This window comes from Devosia sp. SL43 (genome assembly GCF_021729885.1).
In the GTDB taxonomy this organism is placed as follows: Bacteria; Pseudomonadota; Alphaproteobacteria; order Rhizobiales; family Devosiaceae; genus Devosia.
This window is the reverse complement of record NZ_CP063401.1, coordinates 1,518,027-1,541,983: the sequence shown is the minus strand read 5'-3', so window position 1 is coordinate 1,541,983 and position 23,957 is coordinate 1,518,027. Positions and strand designations below refer to the sequence as shown.

Here is a 23,957-nt window from a genome sequence, read left to right as displayed (position 1 = left end):
AATGACCAACACCATTCTGGAGATGCGCAGCATCACCAAGACCTTCCCCGGCGTGAAGGCGTTGTCGGACGTGAACCTCAACGTCCGGGAAGCCGAGATCCACGCCATCGTGGGTGAAAACGGGGCGGGCAAGTCCACCCTGATGAAGGTGCTGAGCGGGGTCTATCCCTCCGGCAGCTATGACGGCCAGATCGTCTACAAGGGCGAAGAACAGCACTTCAAGTCGATCCGCGACAGCGAACACAAGGGCATCGTCATCATCCATCAGGAGCTGGCTTTGGTGCCGCTGTTGTCGATCGCCGAGAACATCTTCCTGGGCAACGAACAGGCCAAGGCCGGCGTGATCGACTGGGACGAGACCCGCGACGGCGCGCGCAAGCTGCTCGGCATGGTCGGCCTGACCGAAGACCCCGATACGCTGGTGACCAATATCGGCGTGGGCAAGCAGCAACTGGTGGAAATCGCCAAGGCGCTCAGCAAGTCGGTGCAGTTGCTGATCCTGGATGAACCCACCGCATCGCTGTCGGAAAAGGACAGCGCGGCTCTGCTCGACCTGCTGATGGAATTCCGCAATCAGGGCATTACCTCGATCCTGATCAGCCACAAGCTCAACGAAATCGCCAAGGTGGCAGACCGCATCACTGTCATCCGCGACGGCAAGAGTATCGAGACGCTGAACAAGGAAGATATCAGCGAAGACCGCATCATCACGCTGATGGTGGGCCGTTCGCTCGAAGATCGTTATCCCAGCCGCGTGCCCAATATCGGCGAAGTGGTGTTTGAGGTGAAGGACTGGAGCGTCTATCACCCGCTGCACCGCGATCGTCAGGTGATCAAGAATATCGGCATTACCATCCGCAAGGGTGAAGTCGTCGGCATTGCCGGGCTGATGGGCTCGGGCCGCACGGAATTTGCCATGAGCGTGTTCGGCAAGTCCTATGGCCAGAAGATATCTGGCGAGGTCTATGTCCACGGCAAACGGGCCGATACGTCGACGGTGGGGAAGGCGGTCGCCGCCGGGCTGGCCTATGCCACCGAAGACCGCAAGACCTATGGTCTCAACCTGATCGACCATATCAAGCACAATACGACCATTGCCAATCTCGGCGGCATTTCGCGGGCCGGCGTCATCGACGACCTGGCCGAGATGGACGTCGCCAACGAATATCGCAAGAAGACCAATATCCGCTCGTCGAGCGTCTATCAGGTCACCGGCAATCTCTCGGGCGGCAACCAGCAGAAGGTGGTGCTCAGCAAATGGCTGTTCTCCAACCCTGACGTGCTGATCCTGGACGAGCCGACGCGTGGTATCGACGTCGGCGCCAAGTACGAAATCTACACCATCATCAACAATCTGGCCGCACAGGGCAAAGCCGTACTCGTCATCTCCTCTGAGATGCCCGAGCTGCTCGGCATTACCGACCGCGTCTATGTAATGAACGAAGGCCGCATCGTTGGCGAAATGCCGACCAGCGAAGCCAGCCAGGAAAAGATCATGCGCTCGATCGTGCGCGCTGAAGGGAAGGCATCATGACCACCGAAACCACCCAGCCGGGCATCACTCCTGCCGGCGAGCCGGTGAAAGTCCAGCAGATGACCGTGTGGGGTGCCTTACAGGCCAACCTGCGCGATTACGGCCTGCTGCTGGCGCTAATCCTGATCATGCTCTTCTTCCAGTACTTTACCGGCGGCGTGCTGTTCAAGCCGCTGAACCTGACCAATATCGTGCTGCAGAACAGCTACATCATCGTGATGGCGCTGGGCATGCTGCTGGTCATCGTGGCCGGCCATATCGACCTCTCGGTTGGTTCGGTCGCCGGCTTCGTCGGCGCTTTGGCGGCGATGCTGATGGTGGGCTGGAAATTCCCGCCCGAGCTCGCTTTCCTCGCCAATCCGTTCGTTGCCGGCGCGATCTGTATCGTGGTTGGGGCGGCGATCGGCGCGGCGCAAGGCTACCTGATCGCCTATCACCGGATCCCGTCTTTCATCGTGACACTCGCTGGCATGCTGATCTTCAAGGGCCTGTCGCTCGCCATTCTGGCCGGCAAGTCGGTGGGTCCGTTCCCGGCCGAATTCCAGCTGCTCTCGGCAGGCTTCATCCCGGACGTGATCGGGCCGACGACGCTGGTGGCAGCGGTTGCCGCCGTGCCCGCGAGTGACGGCGTGGCTGCGGTCGCTGCCGTGCAGCCGCTCGTGTTGCATACGACGACCCTGGTCCTTGCCATCATCGGCGTCGTCGCCATGGTGTTCATGTCGATCCGCGGCCGGGCGCGCCGCAAGGCGCGTGGCTATGAAAACGAGCCCTTCGGGCTGTTCGTCGCCAAGAACGTGGTGATCGCGGCGCTGGTACTGTTCTTCGGCTACATGCTCGCCACCTATCGCGGCCTGCCGAACGTGCTGGTGGTGATGGGCGTACTGATCGCGCTCTTCGTCTTCATCACCAAGCGCATGACCTTCGGCCGCCGCATCTACGCCCTGGGTGGTAACCTTAAGGCTGCGGCACTGTCGGGCATCAAGACCGAGCGGATGACCTTCTACGTCTTCGCCATCATGGGCGCGCTGGCGGCTCTCGCCGGCATGATCTATGCGGCACGCCTCAACTCGGCGACGCCGAAAGCTGGCCAGGGCCTTGAGCTCGACGTGATCGCGGCGGTGTTCATCGGCGGCGCCTCGGCGTTGGGCGGCGTCGGCGCCGTGGCCGGTGCTGTCATCGGCGCCTTCATCATGGGCGTGATGAACAACGGCATGTCGATCATGGGCATCAACATCGACCTGCAACAGATGATCAAGGGCGTGGTGCTGCTGGCAGCCGTGTTCTTCGACCTCTACAACAAGAACCGGGCATAGTCGGTTCGGGTTGAAAAATGATGAGGCCGCCGGGGTGACCCGGCGGCCTTTTTTGTTCAAGGTGAGCAGCCACGAGGTGGAAGGCTATGGACGCAAACGACATCGAGCGGTTCCGCGCGCTGGAACAGGCGCTGCATCGCCCCGAAGTGCGGGCCTCGCGCGCTGCGGTGGAGGCGTTGCTGGACGAAGGCTTCATGGAATTTGGCAGCTCGGGCAGGGTCTATGATCGAGCCAGTGTCATCGAAAGGCTGCCGCGGGAGAAGCCGAGGGCCGATGCCGACCTGCCTGAGGTACTTGATTTTGAGGCGCGGGCGCTGGCGCCGGACATTGTGCTGGTGACGTATCGCAGCGTCAGCGTCGTGAGCGATGGCACGGAACGCAGCGTGCTGCGCAGTTCGATCTGGAGGCAAGGTGGCGACGACTGGCGGATGGTGTTCCACCAGGGGACCATCGTTTCGACTGGCTGACTCAGGGGATCGCGGTGCTTGGGGTGGGAAGGGGACTGTCCGCTTCTATTGCTTAATGCGCGGAAGCAGACACAATGGTCGGGCGCCTCGTCAGGGCAGTGTGTCCATAAAGGAGGCGTAGATGAGATCCATGTGGAAGTTACCGCGTGCCACGCTGCTAGTGGGTCTATTGTTGGGCGCCAGCGGGTCACTCACTTTTGCTTGTGACCTTATGATCCCAAAAAGAGAGCCTACTGTTGCTGAGCAAATGGCTGGCCTGTCGACGATCTTCGGTGGCACCGTAATCGGCTGGGAAACTGACGGTGGCAAAATGCTGATCGGCTCTATGCCAGCGGAATGCATTAGGAAAATCTATGAGTGGGAGTCTGAATCGCCGCCCACGTGCCTAGTGTACCGGGAAGTCGCAGCAGCCCTGTTCCGTGTCGATACACCGATAGTCGGCCCAGAGGCGGGGGCCATCATTCCTGTCTACATGACCTGGGGCGACGGAGACTGCAACTTCGACTTCCAATGGGGCGAGCAATGGTTCATCGCTGGCTTCGAGATAGACGGGAAGATCAATTCAAACCTGCACAGCAGAGCGGCACAGCAAATGCTGAAAGAGCCAATCCGCGCCGACGAAATAGCTGCCCTGCGCAAGATGGCAGCCGAACCCAAGTTTGATTTCGATACGCTCTTCAGGTGAGGCAGTCGGTGCCGCCATTTCCGAGTCACTCAAGAGGCAGATCGTGGGCGGCTGAAGACGACCCAAACTTGTATCTGGAGGCGAGTGTAGAACATCGCAACGACCGGCATGGGTCGATATCAGCCGAACAGCGCGACAAATCAGGTCTCGATTTCAGCATCCGCCCGGCCACCCCATTCGGCCCACGACCCGTCGTAGACCGCTACAGTCTCCGCACCGGCCAACTGCGCCGCAAGCGCCAGCGTGGACGCCGTGATCCCCGAGCCACATGACGTGATCAGCGGCTTGCTCAGATCGATGCCACGCTCGGCGAAGAGTTGGGCGAGGTCGGCGGCTGGGCGCATCTGGCCGTTGTCGGCGAGGAGGCTCACCGGCAGGTTGGCGCTGTTGGGAATGTGGCCGCTGCGCAGGCCGGCGCGCGGTTCGGGCACTTCGGCGTGAAAGCGCGGGGCGGGGCGGGCGTCGGCGATCTGGGCGGCGCCGTCGTGGCTGCGCTCGCGGACGGTGGCGAAATCGGCGACACGGGTGGGGTCGAAGCGGGCTTCGAACACCTGGCGCGGGCGGGCGACGAGGCCGGTTTCGGTCGGGCGCTTCTCGGCGCGCCATTTGGGGCCGCCGCCGGAGAGAATGCGCACATCGCGGGCGCCCATGGTGGTGAAGGTCCACCAGACCCGGGGTGCGGAGAACAGGCCGAGTTCGTCATAAACGACGATCGTCATGCCGTCGGAAATGCCCAGGGCGCCGACCATGCGGGAGAAGTCGGCGGGCGAGGGCAGCATGTGCGGCAGGTTTGACGCAGTGTCGGCCACGCCGTCGATGTCGAAGAACACGGCGCCGGGAATATGGCCGGCCAGATAATCAGCCTGCGGATTTCTGCTCGCGTTGGGCATGTGCCAGCTGCCGTCCAGAACGACAACGTTGGGATCGCTCAGATGGTTGGCCAGCCACTCGGTGGTGACGAACGGATTATCCACGTCGTGCTCCTCGATAATTCGCCCACAATGACCGCCAGAATTGTGGCGGTCCAGCGGTGAATCCAGACGCATCAACAATCTTATCCCCGTCTGGCGCGTCTTCGCCCATACTGGCTCCATCCCCGCCAACACGCGGTCCCGACGCAGGGCCGGGTGGGGAGACCGTGGGATGGGGGCGCCCGTCCAGTGGGGGGAAATACGGCAGCCGGGCCTGCAATACTGGTACCGCCTGAACCATACCCTGCAGAAGAGCGGATCGTGATGGGCGGCCTTTGGTCCGTTCTACGTCGACAGTTCTTGGCCCAAAGGCCGCCCATCGCCGTGCCCCGGGCACTCTTGCGCTCCGGACCCGGGCGCTCAGACACGATAACCGCGCTACAGGCGGCGCTTTGGCACGTCCGCTGGTCAGGCCTGCAACGCAAGCAGATCCTTGCTGGCGAGGCTGATGGTGACCGGCTCGCCGCGGCTGGGCGGGGCGGTGCGCTGGTCGTTGAAAGTGTCGAGGCTGACGATGTTCTTGCCCAGGGAGACGCGGAGGCGGATGACCGAGCCGAGGAAGGTCACGTCGGCAATGGTGCCTGACAGGGTGATGTCGTTGCCATCACGGGCGCCGACCCAGAGGACTTCGGGGCGCAAGGTCAGCGTCGCTGCGGCGCCAGCCGTGGCGCTGGCGGCGAGGTTGGGAACGGTGATGGTCTGGCCATCGATCGACACGGTCTTGGCGGCGGGATCAAGGACGGTGACGTTGAGGTTGTTCAACTGGCCGACGAAGCCGGCGACGAAGCTGGTGGCGGGCTTGTTGTAGATTTCGTGCGGCGCACCGAGCTGCTCGATATTGCCGGCATGCATGACCACGATGCGGTCGGAAATCGACAGCGCCTCTTCCTGGTCGTGGGTGACGAAGACGGTGGTGATGCCCAGATCGAGCTGGATGGCGCGGATTTCCTCGCGCAGGCTGACGCGGATCTTGGCGTCGAGCGCCGAAAGCGGCTCGTCGAGCAGCAGCATGCGGGGTGCTGGAGCGATGGCGCGGGCCAGGGCGACGCGCTGCTGCTGGCCGCCACTCATTTCATAGGGGTAGCGCTTTTCGTAGCCGGGCAGGCCGATCAGCTTGAGCATTTCCTCGACGCGGGCGCGGCGCTGCTCAGCGGGCATGCCCGCGATCTTGAGGCCAAAGCCGATATTGTCGCCGACATTGAGGTTGGGAAACAGGGCATAGGCCTGGAACACCATGCCGAGCTGGCGCTGGTTGGGCTTGAGGGTGGTGATGTCCTGCCCGTCGACCTTGATGGTGCCCGAGGTGGGATTCTCAAAGCCGGCAATCATGCGGAGGATGGTGGTCTTGCCGCAGCCGGACGGTCCAAGCAGGGAGATGAACTCTCCCTTGTTGAAGCCGAAGCTGACGCCCTTGACCACTGTGGTGGTGCCGAAGGACTTGGTGAGGTTCTGGACTTCGAGGAAGGCGGCCATGGTCAGTCGGTCCTGGCGGAGGTACGGGGGGCAAAGCGGCCGAGCACGTTGATCATGCCCATGGCGCCCCAGGTGATGACGAAGGAGATGACGGCCAGAGCGGCCGGTTCGTAGGCGCGGTTGGCGCCGACATTCTGCAGGTAGGGACCAAAGGCCGGGCGGTTGAGCAGGCTGGCGATAGTGAATTCGCCGATGACTATGGCGAAGGTCAGGAAGGCGCCTGACAGCACCGCGACCAGGATATTGGGCAGGATGATGCGGCCGATGATCTGGGCGGTGTTGGCGCCGGCGATCTGGGCGGCCTCGGTCAGCGTCTGTACGTCGATGGTGCGCATGCCTGTATCGACGGCGCGATACATGTAGGGCATGGCGAGCGTGACATAGGCGCAGATGAGCAGGATATCGGTGCCGATAGCGCTGCCGGTGAAGGGAACGATCGAGCTCGAATTGTAGAGCCGGATATAGCCGTAAACCAGAATGATCGCGGGGATGATGAGCGGCAGCAGCGTCATAAATTCCATGAACGGCCGCAGCCATGGTAGGCGCAGGCGAACGAAGTAAACGGCAGGGACGACGACCAGAATGCCCACGATGATGGCGAAGAGGCCGATCAGTGCCGAATAGCCGAATGTTGCCTGGAACCGGGGATCGGAAAACACCGAGGCATAGGAGTCAAAGCTGTAATAGCCGCGCCGCATCTTGAGCGAGAATTCGACGGTGGCGATCAGCGGGATAATGAAGTAGGCGGCGCCCAGTCCAAAGACCACCCAGGCCCAGAAGCGATTGGATTTCATTTCATCCACCTCTCGGCGCGCGAGGAAATCACCAGATAGATGATGTTGGCAGAGGCCGTGATCAGGATCATGCCAAGCGCCAGTGCTGCACCCAAGCCGGGATTTTGCAGGGCGTCACCGCGGATCTGCGCGAAGAGTAGGATGGGCACGATGTTGAGCGAGGAGCCGGTGAGCGCATAGGCCGTTGCGATGGCACCGAATGCGTTGGCGAACAGAAGACTGAGCGTACCCAAAAAACTGGGCCACAGGATGGGCAGGCCGACATAGCGCCAGAACTGCCACGTCGAAGCGCCCAAGGTTTGCGCGGCCTCGCTCCATTCCTTTTTGAGGCCATCGATGGCGGGCGCGATGATCAGCACCATCAGCGGGATCTGGAAGTAGAGGTAGGTGATGGTCAGGCCCCAGAAGCTCAGCAGGTTGAACCCGGACTTGTAGAGGTCGACGCCCACAAACTTGAGGATGATGGTGACGAGGCCGAGCCGGCCCAGCGTCGAGATGAAGGCGAAGGCCAGCGGGACACCGGCAAAGTTCGAGGCGACGCCAGAAAAGGTCATGACGGCGGAGCGCAGGCCGGACGGGAGTTTGCCGCGAATGATGGCGAGGGCGATGGCCAGGCCGATAAATGCACCCAGAATGGCTGAAGACCCGGAAATCCGGATGGAAATCCAGTAGGCGGCCATGATGCTGTCGGTGAAGAGCGCACCGATATTGTCGAGTGTGAACTCGCCATTGCGGCCGACAAAGGCGGCGACGATCAGATAGAGCGTCGGCAGGATAAGGAACATCACCGCGAAGATGATGAACGGGGCAACGCCCAGCCACTCGAAGGAGAGGCGGCGGCGAGCCGGTCGTAAGCTGGCTGTGGTGTCGGTCATCGTCTGCGGGCGCCCCATTACCCTGATAGTCGTGCATCGGCGGTGGGCCGATGGCTAATTCTTCCGCTCGGAAACGGAAAACCCCCGCCAGATGGACTGGCGGGGGCGGGTTCGATTTATTCTACGTTGGCGCCGACAACAGCGTCCCACTGGCCGGTGATGATGGCCTTGGCAGCGTTCTGCTGGTCGATGCTCGGGAACACGGCAGCTTCATAGGCTGCAGCCGGCGGCAGCGCGTCGAGCAGTTCCTGCGGGATCTTGCCATTGGCAGCCAGATCGTTGAAGCGGATCGGGTGGCAATAGCCCTTCAGCCAGCCAAGCTGACCTTCGTCGGAGTAGAGGTATTCCATCCACAGCTTGGCAGCGTTCGGATGGGGGGCGTAAGCCGAGATGGCCTGGATGTAGACGCCGGCGACGACGCCCGTGGCCGGAACGACGATCTCGACTTCAGGATTGCCTTCAAAGCCATCGCGGAAGGCCAGCAGGTTATAGTCCCAGGCCAGCAGGATTGGCGTGGTGCCCTGGGCAACCGAAGCGGCCTTGCCGATGACAGGAACGAAATTGCCGGCAGCGTTGAGGTCGGCGAAGAACTTCAGGCCCGCATCGGCGGCGCCCTCGTCGGCACCGGTGGCAGAGAGGCCAGCGGCATAGACGGCCTGGATGGCCTGGTTGGAGGCGCGCGGATCACCGGCGAGGCCAACGCTGGCACTGTAGTCGGCGCCGAGCAGATCGGACCAATCGGAAGGAACGGTCGAGATCAGGTCCTTGTTCACCAGCATGGCCATCACGCCATAATAGTCGCCGTACCAGTAGCCTTCTTCGTCCTTGGCTTCGGCCGGGATCGAGTCCCAGGTCGCAACCTTGTAGGGCTGGATCAGGCCTTCGGCCTTGGCCGACGGGCCAAAGGACAGACCAACGTCGATCACATCGGGAGCCTGCGGGCCGGTATTGCCCTTGTTGGCCTTGATGGCTTCGATTTCGTCGGCGGAGCCGGCGTCAGGGTTGAGTTCGTTGACGGTGATGCCCGGATACTTGGCCTTGAAGCCTTCGATAACGGCGCCATAGCCACACCAGGAGTGGGGCAGGGCGATCGTGGTCAACTGGCCTTCGGCCTTGGCGGCTTCGTAAAGCGCGTCAATGTCGGTCTGGGCAAAGGTGGGGGCAGAAACGGCGAGCACAGCCAGCATCGAGACAGATGCGCCGAGTGCTTTTTTGAAAGTCATGTTCAGTCTCCCTGAATAGTCGTTCGTCAGCGCTCGTTGCAAAACGCTGCGGCGAACCGGGAGGCCAGTAGAGCGATGGTATGACAGTGCGATGACGGGTTCAGCGGCGTCATGTGACGGCCCGCACGTGGGCTCAAAGCCCTGGTCCCTACCGTCTCGCGGTGCACCCCGCCGCCTTATGTCCCCCAGTTAACGATTGTGACAGTGCCCGTTTGTGACAGTTTCGTCCAGATGGTCAAAAAATTTCCAGTGGCGCAAAAAGGGGCAGGGGCCGGAAAGCACAGGTGAATTCGCCGAAACCGGAAACTCGGGTACGCTCAATAGTTTAGACTTCTTCTAAACTATTGAATTTGAATTGCTTTCTGAAGGTGACAAGCGTACTCCACTTGCAAAATAAATCTGGAGGATCGTTAATGATCTCGGTCAGGCGCACCCTGCGCAGAATCGCCTTTGCCCTTACACTCTCGGTGGCGCCAATCGCTGCCTATGCCCAGGCGCCCGCCGATGCCGACGTGTTGGCAAACTATGCCGATATCGCGCTGGCTGGCTACGAGGACTCGCTGGCAACCGCCAAAGCGCTGGATGTAGCGATCGATGCGCTGATTGCGAGCCCGAGCGAAGAAACGCTAACCGCGGCAAGGGATGCCTGGAAGGCCGCGCGTATTCCCTACCAGCAGACCGAGGCTTTCCGCTTCGGCAATCCGATCGTCGATGAGTGGGAAGGCCGGGTAAATGCCTGGCCGCTCGACGAAGGCCTGATCGACTATGTCGATGCCAGCTATGGCACCGAGAGCGACAGCAATGCGCTCTACGTTGCCAACGTCATCGCCAATCCCAGGATCACCATCGATGGCGAAGAGATGGTGTTCGACGAGATCACGCCGGCCGTGCTGCAGGATCAGCTGCAGGAGGCCGCGGGCGTCGAGTCCAACGTGGCGACTGGTTACCACGCCATCGAGTTCCTGCTGTGGGGGCAGGACCTCAATGGCACGGGGCCGGGCGCGGGGACGCGTCCGTTCACCGATTATTCGACAGCCGAGCATGCCGATCGCCGCGCTGCGTACCTCAAGGCGGCGTCGAGCCTGCTTGTGTCCGATCTCGAAGAGATGGTCGCGAACTGGACCGCCGACGGCGCTGCGCGCGCTGCCCTGCCGGAGCTCGGCATTTCGGCCATGCTGACCGGCATGGGTTCCCTCAGCTTTGGCGAGGTGGCCGGCGAACGCATGAAGCTTGGCCTGCTGCTGCACGATCCGGAAGAAGAGCACGACTGCTTCTCCGACAATACGCATGTGTCCCATCTCAACGACGCTGTGGGCGTGCAGAATGTGTATCTCGGCAAGTATACGCGTACCGATGGTTCGGTGGTCGAAGGGCCATCACTGTCCGACGTGATTGCATCCAAGGATGCGGCGCTGGACACCGAGATCAAGGCTTTGCTCGACGACACCATCGTCAAGATGAACGTGATGGCGGATCGCGCCATCGGTGGCGAGGCCTATGACCAGCAGATCGGCGAAGGCAATGCCGAGGGCAATGCGGTGGTGCAGGCGGCCATCGACGGACTGATCGCGCAGACCCGCGGCATCGAACGGGCGGTGGCGCTGCTGGAGCTCGGCGATGCGGTGACGATAGAGGACAGCGACAGCCTGAGCAATCCGGACGCGGTGTTCCAGTAGTCAATCCACAACCACGATGTCATTCCGGCGCAGGCCGGAATCCATGCGCGGCGCCCTCAAGCGACCCTGTAGCTTGAGGTGGCATGTGGACATGGATTCCGGCCTGCGCCGGAATGACCCGGTGGGTTGGATGTCAGGTCCAGCAACGACGATGCAATTTGAAAGTCCAAGCCGGAGCGGCTAGGCAACGCCCATGAAAACCAGTCTCACCATCGCCCTGATCGCCATACTTGCTGGGGGGTTAGCCTTCGCGCAGGACAAGGCGGTGCGCGGCGACCTGACGCCGGAAGACCTGGCGCGGGTTGCGGCGGTGACGGCGCCCACCACCGATTTCTCCAAGCCTGAAAATTTCGAGTCAAAACCAGCCGGGGCGGGCACGACCAACTTTGCTCCAAATGCGGATTCGTTCAGCCACTTTCTCGACAATCTGAGTTTCGAGCAGGAAGAGCAGTTCAAGCTGGGCAATGCTCTGTTCCGCAAGATCTGGGTGTCGTCACCCAGTTCGACGCAGGCATCGGACGGGTTGGGGCCACTGTTCAACGCGCGGGGGTGCCAGAGCTGCCATATCAAGGATGGCCGCGGACACCCGCCGTTCGAGGGGCAGGCCGAGAATGTGTCGATGTTCCTGCGGCTATCGGTGCCCCCTGGCGAGAACGATACGCGGCTGGCCATGGATGGTGTGATTGCCGGCGAAGTGGGCGATCCGACCTATGGTACGCAGCTGCAGGACTTTGCCGTGCCGGGCCTCAGGGCTGAAGGGCGGATGGTGATCGACTATACCGACCTGCCGGTGACGCTGGGCGACGGTACGGTCGTGACCCTGCGGGAGCCGCATTATTCGGTCGCCGACCTCAACTATGGGCCTCTGGCCGACGGCGTCATGCTGTCGCCGCGCCTTGCCAATCCGATGATCGGACTGGGACTGGTCGAGCAAATCCCTGCCGAGGATATCCTTGACCACGCCGATGCCGACGACCGTGATGGCGACGGCGTTTCCGGGCGGCCGAACTGGACGATCGAGCCGGTAAGCCAATCGGTGACGTTGGGGCGTTTCGGCTGGAAGGCCGGCATGGCAACAATCCGCAGCCAGTCGGCGGCGGCGTTTGCTGGCGATATCGGCATTTCGACGCCGCTCAACAATCTGCCGCATGGCGATTGCACCGAGAACCAGGCGGAATGCCTGGCCATGCCGACGGGCGAACAGGCAAGGCTGGGTGTGTCGGAGGCGCCCGATGCGGTGCTCGATCTCGTGAGCTTTTATTCGCAAACGCTGGGTGTGCCGGAGCGCCGTGATGTGGGCGACGCGGCTGTCTTGCGGGGCAAGGCTGCGTTCTATGGTGCGGGTTGCGCCTCGTGCCACGTGCCCAAATTCGTCACCAGCCGCGACGCTGAAAATCCGGCGCATCGGTTCCAGTTGATTTGGCCCTATTCGGATTTCCTGCTGCATGACATGGGCGAGGGATTGGCCGATCATCGTCCGGAAGGGCAGGCGGATGGCTATGAGTGGCGGACACCGCCCTTGTGGGGGATCGGACTCACCAAGACCGTATCCGGCCACAGTTTTTTCCTGCATGATGGTCGAGCCCGAGACCTCGTCGAAGCCATTTTGTGGCATGGCGGGGAAGCGCAGGTCGCGCGCGACGCCTTCGCGCAGATGTCACCGTCTACCCGCGATGATCTCGTCGCCTTCCTGGAATCGCTCTGATGCGCCTGGTGCTGCTCGTTCTGATGATGATCTGGGCTGGCCCCGCCATGGCCCAGGCGACGACACCAATCCAAGTCCTCGATGCTGCGGTCAACATGATGATCCGTCCGGGCATGGCCAATTTCAAGAGCCGGGCCAGCGGGCTGGAAAGCGGAATGGGGGCCCTTTGCGCGCAGCCTTCGGAGCGGACGGTTGCCATCGCCGTCCAGCAGTTCCGTCAGGCCGCGGTGGCCTATGGACAGATCGAGTTCCTGCGGCTTGGCCCATTGATGGAAGACAACCGGGTCGATCGCCTGCTGTTCTGGCCGGACCGCAGAGGCATTGGCCTCAGGCAGGTGCAAGCCATCATTGCCGAGCAGGATGCCGGCGCAACCGCAGTGATGAGCCTGCGCAGCAAGAGCGTGGCGGCACAGGGGTTTGGCGCGTTGGAATTCGTGCTGTTTGGTACCGGAGCGGAGACGCTGCTGACGCCGGAAGGTGCATTCCGTTGTCGCTATGGCGCGGCGATCGCGGCCAATATCAGCATGATTGCCGACCAGCTGGCCATGGGCTGGTACCAGTATGATGGCGTCGCAGTGCACCTGACGCGGCCACAGCCCGAGAATGCCGACTACCGCACCGAGACGGAAGCTCTGGAGGCGTTGGTTGGGCTGGTATCGCACGGTCTTGAGGCGGTGCGGGACACGCGGATCAATCCGTTCATAGCCGGCGCCGATACCGAGGCGAAGCCGAAGCAGGCGCTGTTCTGGCGGTCGGGACTGACCATGGAGATGATCCGCGCCAATATGGCCGGCATGCAGACGCTGGTGCAGGTGTCAGGCATGGCGCGGGCGGTTGATGAGGCCAACAAGGGGCTGGATAACTCCATCCAGTTCGAGTTCAGCAATGCGGTTCGGGCACTTGACCTCATTACCCTGCCGGTCGAGCAGGCGGTGGTGGATGACAAGCAGGCGCATGCGCTGACCTATCTCGTGCTGGTGACCGGTTCGCTGCAGGCGATGATCGGCGAACAGCTGTCGACGGCACTGGGATTGAGCGTGGGCTTTTCGTCGCTCGACGGAGACTGAAGCATGTGGCAGCGGCGGGCATTTCTCAAAGCGGCCGGAGCCGGCTTTGCCGCGAGCCTGCTGCCGCGTCAGGCCCAGGCGCTGGAGCGGAGCGAACTGGTGTTCGCGAGCTCAGTGCAGACGGCCAGTGGCAGTTATGGCGCGGTGTTGCTGGGGGAGAGGGGTGACCTGATCGCGTCGATCGATCTGCCGGACCGGGGGCATGACATCACCATCAGTCCCGAGGCCGGGCGTGGCGTGGTCTTTGCCCGGCAGCCGGGGACGTTTGCAGTGGTGTTCGATCCGGCCGGGCGCGCGGCACCGGTAACACTGACAAGCATCGAGGGGCGGCACTTTTTCGGGCATGGCGTGTTTTCGCCGGACGGACGGCTGCTCTATGCCACCGAAAGCGACTTCGAGGCGGCGCAGGGGGTGATCGGCATCTACGACGCCACCGATTCCTATCGTCGGATCGGTGAATTCCCGACCTATGGCACGGGCCCGCATGAAATGCTGCTGATGCCCGACGGCGTGACCTTCGTGGTGGCCAATGGCGGGATCGAAACGCATCCCGATTTCGGGCGGGCGGAGCTTAATCTCGAGACGATGGACCCATCGGTGGTGTTCGTCGATCGGCGCGATGGCCGACTGGTGGGGCAGTTGCGGCTCGATGCGGGGCTGCACCAGCTGTCGATCCGACATATGGCGATCGATATGCGCGGGCGGGTGTGGTTCGGCTGCCAGTATAAGGGCGCACCGAGCGAAAGCCCGCAGCTGGTGGGCTACGCGACGATGGATGGCGATATCCGGCTGATCGAGTTGCCAGGCGACACGCTGCGGGACTTGCGCAATTATGTGGGTTCGGTTGCCGTATCGGCCGATGGCGGCACGATTGCCGTGTCCTCGCCCGAAGGCGATCTGCTGGTGGCTATCGATGCGGAGGGCAAACGACCGGCGCTGGTCGAGACGCTGCGCAACGGTTGCGGGTTGGCCGCCGATGGCGCGGGGTTCGCCGCGACCAGCGGGCTGGGCGAGATGATCGGTATTGCCGGGGCCGAACGCCCGACAAAGACGTTCGACTTCCAGTTCGACAACCACATGTTGCGGGTCGGCTAGGCGCGCGGCCAGAAGAACGAGCGATCCTGGCCGGTCTGGCTGTGCTTCTCGTCGAGCAGCGGCCGGATTTCAAAACTGGCAAAGCCCTCGAATGGGCCCTCCACCGCGGTGGCAATGGCTTCGTCCATGTTGGCGGCGGAGATGACGAGGAAGCCGGCGACATATTCCTTGGTTTCGGCATAAGGGCCGTCGGTGCGGCTGCGGACGCCATTGGGGTAGCGGATGTTGGCCGCAGTCTCGCGCCCCTGAAGCGGGCTTGCCATGATGACTTTGCCCTCGCGGAACAGCTTGTGATCCTGCTCGATAAAGGCGTCCTTGATGGCGGTTTCTTCGGACGGCGTAAGGGGATTTGGGCCGTCTTCGGCGTAGACGATGCACAGATACAGCATGGCAATTCTCCATTGGAATATGCCTGGTCGTCGCCGGCACCGGTCAATCGACAGCCCGCGTCATATTTTGTCAGGCGCTCGGCTACTGCGGAGCGGCGGCTGAGCTTTCGCGGAGGACCAGTTCAACCGGCCAGAGTTCGTGGATGTCTTCTACCGATTTGCCGCCCATGATCTGCAGGAGCAGTTCGGCGATGCGGGTTCCGGCCTGGCGGATGGATGAGCGGGTTGTCGACATGGACGGGTACATGTTGTCGGCGTTCAGATAAGGGAAGACGTCGTCGTGAGCGATCATCGAGACGTCCTTGCCGAGGACCAGCCCCGCCTGGCGGATGGCCCGGAACACGCCCAGGGCCGTCATCATCGAGCCGGCGAGGAAGGCTGTGGGCCGGGGCCGTAGTTCGAGCATGGCCTGGGCCAGTCGGAAGGCAACTTCGTCAGTGAACACCGAATTGCCCATCAGGGCGGCGTCGAAGGGAACTCCACGTGCCGATAGTGCCGCAAGGTAGCCGATCTCGCGGTGTTCGGCGAAGGTGCGGCCCTTGAGCCCGTTGAGCAGCGCGATGCGGCGATGGCCCAGATCGAGCAGGTGGCTGGTGGCGCGTTCGACGGTGCCGGTATTGTCGATATCCATCCAGGCGACAGGTTGGCCGATATTGGTGCGACCATGCATGATGAAGGGTATCTTGAGGTCGAGCAGCAGCTCGGCCCGCGCGTCCTTGAGGGTGGGGGAGTGGAGCACGATGGCGTCCACCTTCTGGCTGGCCGCGAGGCGGCGATAGGCCGCCATTTCGTCCTGGAAACTGTCCACCGTAATCAGGAGGATGTCGATTTCCTCGGTGCTCATGCGGGCACTCATGCCGGCCATGAACTCGCTCATATGTGGGCCGAGCTCTCCGGCGCCACGCAGCACCAGGCCGATGGCTCCCGACCGGCCGGTCGCCAGGCGCAGGGCGCTGGCATTGGGACGGTAGCCCAGCCGCGACGCGGTTTCGGCGACGCGCAGGCGGGTGGCCTCATTGACTTCGGGATAGCCATTGAGCGCGCGACTGACCGTGGTTTGCGACAGGCCGAGATGCTCGGCCAAATCCTTCAGTCTCATTGCTGCAAACTGGCCCCTGGCACGGCATGACCAACGCTTTGGGCGGCGCCTCAACAAGAGGTGCGCGCCCGGTCTCCTTGCCTTTAGGGCAGGCAGGCCGCCTTGAACAGCGGTTCCTGCTCCCTCCTCCGAGGATCATTCAAAGCGATTTCAAATTTTGATGCAAGAGGCCAAATCGTGGGTCGTTGTTCTGAGGTGCGTACATCAGTAAAATTGACTGCATCGTTTACCTGTAAAATCCGAAGCTTCATCTAAAGCACTGGCTTAAAACAATAAAAATATGGTCGATCGAAAATTCGTTAAAATTTCGCGGAGGGAGTGCTTGACAGAATTTCGGCGCTCTGGTTCTTTTTCGTTCAAAGCGCTTTGAAACGTGGACGGAACAGCCGTCCAGAACGGGCGCTTTTTGGGGAGGAAGTCTGTTCGAGGCCGGCGCACATGCGCAGGCCGAACAGCTGTGTCTCCCTGGCAGTTGGTTCATTCGGGAGGATATCTAATGAAAATCAACAAGCTGCTCGTCGGCCTTTTGACGAGCGTGACGCTGGTGGCCGCTTCGGCCCAGGCTGCTGAATTGTCGATTGTGTCGGGCGACACTGGCAATGGCCTGGCGTTCCTGCGCAGCCAGCTCGACAAGTTCGAAGCTGACACCGGCAATACCGTGACGATCGTGCCGATGCCGTCCTCGACCTCGGACCAGTTCGGCCAGTATCGCCTGTGGCTCGCTGCCGGCAACACCGACATCGACGTGTACCAGACCGATGTGATCTGGGCCCCGCAGCTCGCCGACCAGTTCCTCGACCTGACCGAGGCCGCTGCCGGCGTCGTGGCCGACCATTTCCCCTCGATCATCGAGTCGCAGACGGTTGACGGCAAGCTCGTTGCCCTGCCGGCCTTCACCGATGCGCCCGCCCTGTTCTACCGCACCGACCTGCTGGAGAAGTACAGCAAGCCCGTGCCGACGACCTGGGCAGAGATGGAAGCGACCGCCAAAGAAATCATGGATGCCGAGCGCGCTGCCGGTAACCCTGAAATGTGGGGCTTCGTGTTCCAGGGCAACGCCTATGAAGGCCTGACCTGTGATGCTCTGGAATGGGTCATGTCCAATGGCGGCGGCCAGATCGTGGAAGCCGATGGCACCATCTCGATCAACAACCCGCAGGCTGCTGCCGCTATCGATCGCGCTGCAAGCTGGATCGGGACGATCTCGCCAGAAGGTAACCTGGCCTATCAGGAAGAAGAAAGCCGCGGCGTTTGGCAGCTCGGCAATGCCGTGTTCCACCGCAACTGGCCCTATGCCTATGCGCTGGGCAGCGGCGACGACTCTGCCGTCAAGGGCAAGTTCGACGTGGCTCCGCTCCCCGCCGGTGACGGCGAAGGCGCACGTTCGGCGGCAACGCTGGGCGGCTGGAACGTCGCTGTTTCCAAGTACTCGCCCGATCCGGAAGCAGCCATCGAACTGGCTCTGTTCCTGAGCTCGACCGAAGTGCAGAAGGAACGCGCGATCAACCAGTCCAACCTGCCCACCATTGTGTCGCTGTATGACGACGCCGATGTGCTGGCGGCCTCGCCGTTCATGGCAAACTGGAAGGACATCTTCCTCAATGCCGTGCCGCGTCCTTCGGCACCGACCAAGGTGAAGTACAACGAGGTCTCCTCGCTGTTCTGGAGCGCCGTCCACAACACCCTTTCGGGTAACGGCACCGGTGCAGAGAACCTCGAGCTGCTCGAAGCCGACCTGACCGATCTCAAGGGCGACTCCTGGTAAGTCCTCCCAGCGCCCATGCAGAGCGGACGGCTGGGCTTTCCCAGCCGCCCGCTTTGCGCAATGATTGGTTAACAATGGGGAGGATGCCAAAATGGCCACAGATGTGATGGCTGCGCCCGTCGCGGTGACTGGCGGCAAGATCAAATCGGAACTGATGCAGCAGCGCGTGCGCGCCGCACGATGGTTCCTGCTGCCGATGCTGATTGCGCTGGCCGTGGTGGCCGGCTGGCCACTCCTGCGGTCGATCTATTTCTCCTTCACCGACGCCTCGCTGAACAATATCGATGGCGCCCAGTGGATCGGGTTCGACAATTACTTGCGCGTGCAGGTGCTTGAGAGCGGGGCGGTTCGCTATCGCGGCCTGCTCGCCGATCCGGCCTGGTGGAATGCCGTCTGGAACACGCTTCGCTTCGCCGTCGTCTCGGTGAGCCTTGAGGCTGTGCTCGGCATGCTCGTGGCGCTGGTACTCAACGCTGAATTCAAGGGGCGTGGCATCGTCCGCGCTGCCATCCTGATCCCGTGGGCAATCCCCACGATCGTGTCCGCCAAGATGTGGAGCTGGATGCTGAACGACCAGTTCGGCATTCTCAACGACCTGGGCATGCGCCTGGGCCTGCTGAGCCAGAAGGTTGCCTGGACCGCGACGGCCGAGACGGCAATGACGGCCGTGCTGATCGTCGATATCTGGAAGACGACGCCGTTCATGGCGCTGCTGATCCTGGCTGGCCTGCAGATGGTGCCCAAGGATATCTACGAGGCCGCCGAAATCGATGGCGTCCATCCGGTCAAGCAGTTCTTCCGCATAACGCTGCCGCTGGTCCGCCCGGCCTTGATGGTGGCGATCATCTTCCGCCTGCTCGACGCCCTGCGCATCTTCGACCTGATCTATGTGCTGACGCCCAACAGCACTGCCACCAAGACCATGTCGGTGCTGGCGCGCGAAAACCTGTTTGATTTCGACAAGTTCGCTTACGGGTCGGCCATGTCGACCCTGCTGTTCCTGATCATCGCCATCCTGACCATCCTCTATATCTGGCTGGGCAAGGTTCGGTTCGACGGGGGAGACCGCTGATGACCGCGACATTCGATCTCTGGAAGATCACAAAGACCATCCTGTTCTATGCTGCTGTCGTCTTCATCGTGGTGGTGTCGGTCTTTCCGTTCTATTACGCGATCCTGACAAGCCTCAAATCGGGCACCGACATCTTCCGCGTCACCTATTGGCCGGTCTCGTTCAGCCTCGAAAACTACCAGGCGGTGTTCAGCCAGGGCAGTTTCCCGCGCAATCTGCTCAACTCGGTTTTCGTGGCTTCGGTCACCGTTATCCTGGCGCTATTCCTGGCCGTGACGGCGGCCTTTGCCCTCAGCCGCGTTCGGTTCCGTGGCCGCGGTTTCTTGCTGATGGTGATCTTGGCTGTGTCGATGTTCCCGCAGATCGCGGTGCTGTCGGGTCTGTTCGAACTGATCCGTGCCCTGGGCATCTATAATACGCCATGGGCGCTGATCTTCAGCTACACGATCTTCACGCTGCCATTCACGGTGTGGGTGCTGACCACGTTCATGCGTGATCTGCCGATCGAAATCGAGGAAGCGGCCATCGTCGATGGTGCGTCGCCCTGGGTCATCATCACCAAGGTGTTCATGCCGCTGATGTGGCCGGCACTGGTGACGACAGGCCTGCTCGCTTTCATCGGCGCGTGGAACGAGTTCCTGTTCGCGCTGACCTTCACGTCATCGAACGATACCCGCACGGTGCCGGTGGCTATCGCGCTGCTGTCGGGCGGTTCTCAGTATGAAATTCCGTGGGGCATCATCATGGCGGCATCGGTCATCGTGACGGTCCCGCTGGTCGTCCTGGTGCTGATATTCCAGCGCAAAATTGTGTCCGGCCTCACCGCCGGCGGCGTCAAGGGTTAGAGGGCTCAAGAAATGGCAAGTATCGAACTTCGCAATATCCGCAAGGCCTTCGGCGCCGTGGAAGTGATCAAGGGCGTGGACCTCGATGTCCGCAAGGGCGAATTCATGGTGTTCGTCGGCCCGTCGGGCTGCGGCAAGTCCACGTTGCTCCGCCTGATCTCAGGTCTTGAGGACATCACCTCCGGCGAGATGCTGTTCGACGGCAAGGTGGTCAATGCCTTGGCGCCGTCCAAACGCGGCATCGCCATGGTGTTCCAGTCCTACGCGCTCTATCCGCATATGACGGTCTACGAGAACATGGCGTTCGGGCTAACGCTCGAGAAGGGTCACGACAAGGAAGAGATCAAGCGGCGCGTCGAGAAGGCCGCCGACATGCTGCAGATCCGGCAGTATCTCGATCGCCTACCCAAGCAGCTCTCGGGCGGTCAGCGCCAGCGCGTCGCCATTGGCCGGGCCATCACCCGCGATCCCAAGGTGTTCCTGTTCGACGAGCCGCTGTCGAACCTCGACGCGGCTTTGCGCGTCGCCACCCGAATCGAGATCGCCAAGCTGCATGAGAGCATGGACAATGTGACCATGATCTACGTGACGCATGACCAGGTCGAGGCCATGACCCTGGCCGACCGCATCTGCGTGCTGCGCGATGGTCTGGTCGAGCAGGTCGGCACGCCCATGGAGCTCTATGAGAGCCCCAATTCGGTGTTCGTGGCCGGGTTCATCGGTTCGCCCAAGATGAACTTCATCGCCGGCGACAAGGCCAGGCCGTTCAACGCACATACTGTGGGCATTCGCGGCGAGCACATCACCATCTTGCCCGATAACGGCGTTTGGTCAGGCACGGTCATCCACACCGAAAATCTTGGTGCCGACTCCTATGTCTATCTGGAGATGGGCACCGAAGAGCCGGTTGTGGTGCGCCTCGATGGGGCCAACAGCTACAAGAGCGGTGACACGGTCCATATCTCGCCGATGGAAGGCAAAGTCCACCGCTTCGACGCGGCAGGCAAGCCGGTCCACTAAGCGCTAAAGCATCAGGTGGCGGCCTTTAATCCGCCACCGACACCCAGCACTGCGTCATTCCCGCGAAAGCGGGAATCCCCCTTCGATGCAAGGGCGATTCCCACTTTCGCGGGAAAAACGCGAGAACAACCGAAAGGCCGGCGCCTCCCCGCCCTGCCAATCAACCTAGGAGCCTGAAAATGCCGATCCGCACACTGGTCTGGGGCGAAAACGTCCACGAGCAGAAGAACAAGGTCGTAGCCGAGAACTACCCCAACGGCATGCACAACCAGATCGCCAAGCTGCTGTCGCAGGACAGCAATCTCTCGGTGAAGACCACCACGCTGCAAGAGCCAGAACACGGCTGCACCGAGGAAGCACTCGCCAATACCGACGTGCTCGTCTGGTGGGGTCATGCGGCGCATGACAAGGTCGATGATGCCGTGGTCAAGCGCGTCATGGAACATGTCTGGCAGGGCATGGGGCTGATCGTGCTGCATTCGGGCCATCACTCCAAGGTCTTCAAGGGCCTGATGGGCACCCCGGCAAACCTGCATTGGCGCGAAGCCGGCGAGCGCGAGCGCCTGTGGGTCGTCAATCCGGGCCATCCGATCGCCCGTGGGCTGCCGGCTTATTTCGAGCTTGAATACGAAGAAATGTATGGCGAGCCCTTCAGCGTTCCGGAGCCGCTGGAAACCGTTTTCGTGTCCTGGTTCCAGGGTGGCGAAGTGTTCCGAAGCGGCCTGACCTATCGTCGCGGCGCCGGCAACATCTTCTACTTCCGCCCTGGTCACGAAACCTACCCGACCTATCACGACGCCAATGTCGGCCAGGTGCTGCGTAATGCGGTCAACTGGGCCTTTGACGGCACCCGCCATGCGCATCTGATGAAGGCACCGAACACGCCGGTCGGCGAGGCGATCGAGAAGATCGAAGAGCGCGGCGCCAAGCTCAGCGCGTCCGATCATGCGGGCGAAGTGAAGAAGTAATAGCCCAAATCACCCAATACTCACGGTGTCACCCCAGCGCAGGCCGGGGTCCATCCTGAGATGGCTGAACTGGCGCAAATCTCAGGATGGATTCCGGCCTGCGCCGGAATGACATCCAGTGTTTTGGAACGTGGTGGCCCTGAGTGGCCGATACAGGAATAACGAATATGCGTATCCTCATTCTGGGTACCGGCGGCATGGCCAATCAGCATGCCAAGCATTTTGCGGCGATCGATGGCGTGACCCTGGCGGGTGGCGTGGACGTCGATCCGGCGCGGGTGGAGGCGTTCAACACGACCCATAATATCGAGCGCGGCTTCGGCTCGCTCGACGCGGCTTTGGCCTGGGGCGAGTTCGATGCGGTGGCCAACGTCACCCCGGACTCCATCCACCATCCGACGACCATGGCGGCGCTCAAGGCCGGCAAGCACGTCTTCTGCGAGAAGCCGCTGGCCACCGACCATGCCAAGGCCATGGAAATGACCGAGACGGCCGAGCAGCTTGGCCTGATCAACATGGTCAACCTGACCTATCGCAACGTGTCGCAGCTGCAGAAGGCGCGCGAGATCGTGCAGTCGGGCCAGGTCGGCAAGGTCAAGCATTTCGAGGCGAGCTACCTGCAGAGCTGGCTGGTGAGCAAGGCCTGGGGCGATTGGCGCACCGAGTCGCAGTGGCTGTGGCGCCTGTCGAAAAAGCACGGCTCCAACGGCGTGCTGGGCGATATCGGCGTGCATATCCTCGATTTCGCCGCCTACGGCGCGGGCAGCGACTTTTCGCAGGTCTTCTGCCGGCTGGAGACCTTCGACAAGGCCGAGAACAACCAGATCGGCGAATATTCGCTGGACGCCAATGACAGCTTTGCCATGACGGCACAGCTCGAGAATGGCGCCCTTGGTGTGATCCATGCGAGCCGCTGGGCGACCGGCCATTTCAACGAATTGCGGCTCCGCATCTATGGCGACCTGGGGTCGGTGGAAATCCAGCATAGGCATGACTGGAGCAAGCTCTTCACCTGCCTGGGCGCAGATGCCGAGACAGGCACATGGACGGAAGTCGCGGTGGATCCCGTGCCGACCAACTATATGCGCTTCGTTGAGGCGTTCCGCGCCGGCAAGAACCTCGAACCGAGCTTCCGCCACGCCACCAACATCCAGAAGGTCCTGGATCTAGCAACGGTAACCGACCGGGATCGGACCGAGCACAAGGTCTAGGATGCATCGTCCGGACAACAAAAAACCCCAGCCAATGGCCGGGGTTTTCTCATTTGCGGATGGCGCTTTACGCGGCGTCGTCCACCACGACAATCACGGAGCCGTCCACGTTGGTCTGTAGTGCTACCACATCGGTGGTGGCGTAGCCCTCGGCTTCAAGCTTTGCCTTGATGGTGGCATTGCTGTCCACGCTGGCCTGGAGATTGCTCAGGCCATTGGCGTCGGTTGTCTGTTCGGCCGAAACCTGGGCGGCCACGTCGGCCTCCAGCGACGACAGCAGAACGATGTTGACGCTCGAATCTTCGACCACGCCGGAAAGATCGACGTCGGCAGTGCTGCCGACCGAGGTGGCCACTGCGACATGCGTCTTGTTCAGGATGTTGCCGGTATTGCCGGCCGCACTGACAGTGGCGCTGGTGCCTGCTTCAACGCTCAGCCCCGAGGCGTCGATGCCGACCCCGGTGTCTGCTCCCGCGCCCACCGAAAGTCCGGCAGCCATGGCAGGCATAGCGCTGGACATCATCAGGGCGGCAATAGCAGTCGCGATCATAGTTTTGGTCATAATTCTTACTCCACTGTGGGATGTGCCCCCCACTTGAACACGACCCTAAACCGCGCGGAGCGGTGATAGTTCCAATTTTGTGGGTTTGAGTGCCCTCCAAAGCGGCCAAAAAGGCACTGCGAAGTAGGGCGCCAGCTGGCGTAAGAGG

General features: G+C 61.8%; 22 protein-coding genes. 14 read left to right on the top strand and 8 right to left on the bottom strand.

Annotated elements, in window-relative coordinates; genetic code table 11:
• Position 1: 1 nt before the first annotated feature.
• The 4 genes from mmsA (at position 2) to IM737_RS07600 (ending at position 3,999) form a co-directional block, all read left to right on the top strand.
• Complete coding sequence (gene mmsA / locus IM737_RS07615; RefSeq protein ID WP_236899319.1) at positions 2 to 1,534, top strand: multiple monosaccharide ABC transporter ATP-binding protein; 1,533 nt, start codon at positions 2 to 4, stop codon at positions 1,532 to 1,534.
• Positions 1,531 to 2,847 (top strand): multiple monosaccharide ABC transporter permease, encoded by a 1,317-nt coding sequence (gene mmsB / locus IM737_RS07610; protein WP_442874177.1) that lies wholly within the window; start codon positions 1,531 to 1,533, stop codon positions 2,845 to 2,847. The genes mmsA and mmsB overlap by 4 nt, the downstream gene beginning before the upstream one ends.
• A gap of 86 nt (positions 2,848 to 2,933) precedes the next feature.
• A complete protein-coding gene (locus tag IM737_RS07605) occupies positions 2,934 to 3,314 on the top strand; it encodes a nuclear transport factor 2 family protein (protein WP_236899318.1) in 381 nt (126 codons plus the stop codon).
• A 121-nt stretch (positions 3,315 to 3,435) separates the two neighbouring features.
• Positions 3,436 to 3,999: a hypothetical protein gene (locus tag IM737_RS07600; protein WP_236899317.1), complete on the top strand. Its 564-nt coding sequence runs from the start codon at positions 3,436 to 3,438 to the stop codon at positions 3,997 to 3,999.
• Between the two features lie 140 nt (positions 4,000 to 4,139).
• Here IM737_RS07600 and sseA read toward each other — a convergent pair whose 3' ends face one another.
• The 5 genes from sseA to IM737_RS07575 form a co-directional block, all read right to left on the bottom strand.
• Positions 4,140 to 4,973, bottom strand: coding sequence for a 3-mercaptopyruvate sulfurtransferase (gene sseA / locus IM737_RS07595; protein WP_236899316.1), 834 nt, complete (start codon positions 4,971 to 4,973; stop codon positions 4,140 to 4,142).
• A gap of 405 nt (positions 4,974 to 5,378) precedes the next feature.
• Complete coding sequence (locus IM737_RS07590; protein WP_236899315.1) at positions 5,379 to 6,443, bottom strand: ABC transporter ATP-binding protein; 1,065 nt, start codon at positions 6,441 to 6,443, stop codon at positions 5,379 to 5,381.
• A 2-nt stretch (positions 6,444 to 6,445) separates the two neighbouring features.
• The gene (locus IM737_RS07585; protein WP_236899314.1) at positions 6,446 to 7,237 is read right to left on the bottom strand and encodes an ABC transporter permease; all 792 of its coding nucleotides are present in this window, start codon (positions 7,235 to 7,237) and stop codon (positions 6,446 to 6,448) included.
• Positions 7,234 to 8,112 carry an ABC transporter permease gene (locus IM737_RS07580; RefSeq protein ID WP_236899313.1) on the bottom strand — a complete coding sequence of 293 codons (879 nt, stop codon included), beginning with the start codon at positions 8,110 to 8,112 and terminating at the stop codon, positions 7,234 to 7,236. Before IM737_RS07580 ends, IM737_RS07585 begins: the two co-directional genes overlap by 4 nt.
• A gap of 116 nt (positions 8,113 to 8,228) precedes the next feature.
• Positions 8,229 to 9,299, bottom strand: coding sequence for an ABC transporter substrate-binding protein (locus IM737_RS07575; protein WP_236899881.1), 1,071 nt, complete (start codon positions 9,297 to 9,299; stop codon positions 8,229 to 8,231).
• A 449-nt stretch (positions 9,300 to 9,748) separates the two neighbouring features.
• Between IM737_RS07575 and IM737_RS07570 the strand changes: the two genes are divergently transcribed.
• The 4 genes from IM737_RS07570 (at position 9,749) to IM737_RS07555 (ending at position 14,878) form a co-directional block, all read left to right on the top strand.
• The gene (locus IM737_RS07570) at positions 9,749 to 11,011 is read left to right on the top strand and encodes an imelysin family protein (RefSeq protein ID WP_236899312.1); all 1,263 of its coding nucleotides are present in this window, start codon (positions 9,749 to 9,751) and stop codon (positions 11,009 to 11,011) included.
• Positions 11,012 to 11,204: 193 nt separating this feature from the next.
• Positions 11,205 to 12,716, top strand: a complete 1,512-nt coding sequence (locus tag IM737_RS07565) for a di-heme oxidoreductase family protein (protein WP_236899311.1) — start codon at positions 11,205 to 11,207, stop codon at positions 12,714 to 12,716.
• Entirely contained in the window at positions 12,716 to 13,783 is a 1,068-nt protein-coding gene (locus IM737_RS07560) for an imelysin family protein (protein ID WP_236899310.1), read from the top strand. Before IM737_RS07565 ends, IM737_RS07560 begins: the two co-directional genes overlap by 1 nt.
• A gap of 3 nt (positions 13,784 to 13,786) precedes the next feature.
• On the top strand, positions 13,787 to 14,878 hold the full coding sequence (locus tag IM737_RS07555) for a DUF1513 domain-containing protein (RefSeq protein WP_236899309.1): 1,092 nt from the start codon (positions 13,787 to 13,789) through the stop codon (positions 14,876 to 14,878).
• Here IM737_RS07555 and IM737_RS07550 read toward each other — a convergent pair.
• The gene (locus IM737_RS07550) at positions 14,875 to 15,267 is read right to left on the bottom strand and encodes a YciI family protein (protein WP_236899308.1); all 393 of its coding nucleotides are present in this window, start codon (positions 15,265 to 15,267) and stop codon (positions 14,875 to 14,877) included. The two genes, IM737_RS07555 and IM737_RS07550, sit on opposite strands and share 4 nt — an antisense overlap.
• Before the next feature lie 82 nt (positions 15,268 to 15,349).
• Positions 15,350 to 16,366 (bottom strand): substrate-binding domain-containing protein, encoded by a 1,017-nt coding sequence (locus IM737_RS07545; RefSeq protein ID WP_236899307.1) that lies wholly within the window; start codon positions 16,364 to 16,366, stop codon positions 15,350 to 15,352.
• A gap of 496 nt (positions 16,367 to 16,862) precedes the next feature.
• Here IM737_RS07545 and IM737_RS07540 point away from each other — a divergent pair, with 496 nt between their 5' ends.
• The 6 genes from IM737_RS07540 to IM737_RS07515 all read left to right on the top strand — a co-directional run bounded on the left by IM737_RS07540 (position 16,863) and on the right by IM737_RS07515 (position 23,247).
• A complete protein-coding gene (locus IM737_RS07540; RefSeq protein WP_236899306.1) occupies positions 16,863 to 18,131 on the top strand; it encodes an ABC transporter substrate-binding protein in 1,269 nt (422 codons plus the stop codon).
• 91 nt (positions 18,132 to 18,222) lie between these two features.
• On the top strand, positions 18,223 to 19,203 hold the full coding sequence (locus tag IM737_RS07535; RefSeq protein ID WP_236899305.1) for a carbohydrate ABC transporter permease: 981 nt from the start codon (positions 18,223 to 18,225) through the stop codon (positions 19,201 to 19,203).
• Positions 19,203 to 20,048 carry a carbohydrate ABC transporter permease gene (locus IM737_RS07530; protein WP_236899304.1) on the top strand — a complete coding sequence of 282 codons (846 nt, stop codon included), beginning with the start codon at positions 19,203 to 19,205 and terminating at the stop codon, positions 20,046 to 20,048. The genes IM737_RS07535 and IM737_RS07530 overlap by 1 nt, the downstream gene beginning before the upstream one ends.
• Positions 20,049 to 20,060: 12 nt before the next feature.
• Positions 20,061 to 21,068, top strand: a complete 1,008-nt coding sequence (locus IM737_RS07525) for an ABC transporter ATP-binding protein (RefSeq protein ID WP_236899303.1) — start codon at positions 20,061 to 20,063, stop codon at positions 21,066 to 21,068.
• A 179-nt stretch (positions 21,069 to 21,247) separates the two neighbouring features.
• Positions 21,248 to 22,036: a ThuA domain-containing protein gene (locus tag IM737_RS07520; protein WP_236899302.1), complete on the top strand. Its 789-nt coding sequence runs from the start codon at positions 21,248 to 21,250 to the stop codon at positions 22,034 to 22,036.
• A 167-nt stretch (positions 22,037 to 22,203) separates the two neighbouring features.
• Positions 22,204 to 23,247, top strand: coding sequence for a Gfo/Idh/MocA family protein (locus IM737_RS07515; RefSeq protein WP_236899301.1), 1,044 nt, complete (start codon positions 22,204 to 22,206; stop codon positions 23,245 to 23,247).
• Between the two features lie 67 nt (positions 23,248 to 23,314).
• Here the strand turns inward: IM737_RS07515 and IM737_RS07510 are convergent, their stop codons facing one another.
• Complete coding sequence (locus tag IM737_RS07510) at positions 23,315 to 23,809, bottom strand: hypothetical protein (RefSeq protein ID WP_236899300.1); 495 nt, start codon at positions 23,807 to 23,809, stop codon at positions 23,315 to 23,317.
• Between the last annotated feature and the right edge of the window lie 148 nt (positions 23,810 to 23,957).

Coding starts and splice junctions, on each gene's coding strand:
- IM737_RS07575 (WP_236899881.1), bottom strand. CDS start 9,299: ATGCTGGCTGTGCTCGCCGTTTCTGCCCCCACCTTTGCCCAGACCGAC.
- IM737_RS07570 (WP_236899312.1), top strand. CDS start 9,749: ATGATCTCGGTCAGGCGCACCCTGCGCAGAATCGCCTTTGCCCTTACA.
- IM737_RS07590 (WP_236899315.1), bottom strand. CDS start 6,443: ATGGCCGCCTTCCTCGAAGTCCAGAACCTCACCAAGTCCTTCGGCACC.
- IM737_RS07515 (WP_236899301.1), top strand. CDS start 22,204: ATGCGTATCCTCATTCTGGGTACCGGCGGCATGGCCAATCAGCATGCC.
- IM737_RS07565 (WP_236899311.1), top strand. CDS start 11,205: ATGAAAACCAGTCTCACCATCGCCCTGATCGCCATACTTGCTGGGGGG.
- IM737_RS07540 (WP_236899306.1), top strand. CDS start 16,863: ATGAAAATCAACAAGCTGCTCGTCGGCCTTTTGACGAGCGTGACGCTG.
- IM737_RS07545 (WP_236899307.1), bottom strand. CDS start 16,366: ATGAGACTGAAGGATTTGGCCGAGCATCTCGGCCTGTCGCAAACCACG.
- IM737_RS07600 (WP_236899317.1), top strand. CDS start 3,436: ATGAGATCCATGTGGAAGTTACCGCGTGCCACGCTGCTAGTGGGTCTA.
- IM737_RS07525 (WP_236899303.1), top strand. CDS start 20,061: ATGGCAAGTATCGAACTTCGCAATATCCGCAAGGCCTTCGGCGCCGTG.
- IM737_RS07530 (WP_236899304.1), top strand. CDS start 19,203: ATGACCGCGACATTCGATCTCTGGAAGATCACAAAGACCATCCTGTTC.
- IM737_RS07520 (WP_236899302.1), top strand. CDS start 21,248: ATGCCGATCCGCACACTGGTCTGGGGCGAAAACGTCCACGAGCAGAAG.
- mmsA (WP_236899319.1), top strand. CDS start 2: ATGACCAACACCATTCTGGAGATGCGCAGCATCACCAAGACCTTCCCC.
- IM737_RS07580 (WP_236899313.1), bottom strand. CDS start 8,112: ATGACCGACACCACAGCCAGCTTACGACCGGCTCGCCGCCGCCTCTCC.
- IM737_RS07510 (WP_236899300.1), bottom strand. CDS start 23,809: ATGACCAAAACTATGATCGCGACTGCTATTGCCGCCCTGATGATGTCC.
- IM737_RS07555 (WP_236899309.1), top strand. CDS start 13,787: ATGTGGCAGCGGCGGGCATTTCTCAAAGCGGCCGGAGCCGGCTTTGCC.
- IM737_RS07560 (WP_236899310.1), top strand. CDS start 12,716: ATGCGCCTGGTGCTGCTCGTTCTGATGATGATCTGGGCTGGCCCCGCC.
- IM737_RS07550 (WP_236899308.1), bottom strand. CDS start 15,267: ATGCTGTATCTGTGCATCGTCTACGCCGAAGACGGCCCAAATCCCCTT.
- IM737_RS07605 (WP_236899318.1), top strand. CDS start 2,934: ATGGACGCAAACGACATCGAGCGGTTCCGCGCGCTGGAACAGGCGCTG.
- IM737_RS07535 (WP_236899305.1), top strand. CDS start 18,223: ATGGCCACAGATGTGATGGCTGCGCCCGTCGCGGTGACTGGCGGCAAG.
- IM737_RS07585 (WP_236899314.1), bottom strand. CDS start 7,237: ATGAAATCCAATCGCTTCTGGGCCTGGGTGGTCTTTGGACTGGGCGCC.
- mmsB (WP_442874177.1), top strand. CDS start 1,531: ATGACCACCGAAACCACCCAGCCGGGCATCACTCCTGCCGGCGAGCCG.